The sequence below is a fragment of the Arthrobacter sp. MDB1-55 genome, assembly GCF_059092925.1.
Genome location: NZ_JBNHID010000009.1, coordinates 1 through 714, shown reverse-complemented (window position 1 = coordinate 714; position 714 = coordinate 1). Strand labels below are relative to the sequence as shown.

At 62.2% G+C, this 714-nt stretch carries 1 protein-coding gene; it reads left to right on the top strand.

Annotated elements, in window-relative coordinates:
* Positions 1-168: 168 nt before the first annotated feature.
* Positions 169-714: hypothetical protein (locus AC5RU3_RS15630; protein WP_493966132.1), on the top strand; the 546-nt coding region annotated here is incomplete at its 3' end.

Sequence of the window (714 nt, the reverse complement as noted above, 5' to 3'; positions counted from 1 at the left end):
CGTCTGCGTCGTTTCAGGACGAAGCACAAGCGCGCGTTGTCTGTCTCTACGGTTTCCGCTGTCAGTGTTGCTGTGGTGAGCGGTGCGCTGTTGTATCCGGGTTTTGCCACTGCTGAGGTTGATCTGAACGACGGCGGTGTGTGGGTGACGAACCGGAACACTGGGTTGGTGGGGCACCTGAATTATCAGTCGCGTATGTTGGATGGCGGCTATGCGGCCAACAGCGACGGCTTCGACGTCATTCAGGATCAGGCGACGGTCTTCAATATCAATACGGACCAGTCGAAGGTCAGCCCGGTTGATGTAGCGAATGTGGTTCGGGGCACTGAGGTGCAGTTGCCGGGCTCTGCCGTTGTCGCGATGGGTGGTTCGACGGCGGCGGTGACTGATCGGGCCGGCGGCGCTGTGTGGATTACCGCGGTGCAGAACCTGGCCGCGTTCAGCGACCAGGAGACGGAGCCGGTGGTGACGGGTTCCTCCGGCGCGGTGGCCGCGGTGTCAAGCAACAACAGGGTTGTTGTTGCTGCGCCGAAGGCCGGGACCGTGTCAACTTACGTGGTTGGACCCGATGGCTCGTTTGAGGACCCGACGATTGTGGAGTCGGAGGAGCTTGCGTCGTTTGGCGATGCGCAGGTTGCGGCGGTGGGGGATCAGGCGGTGGTCTTCGACAGCGAGTCCGGGCAGCTCATCCTTCCGGACGGTGAGACGGTGACG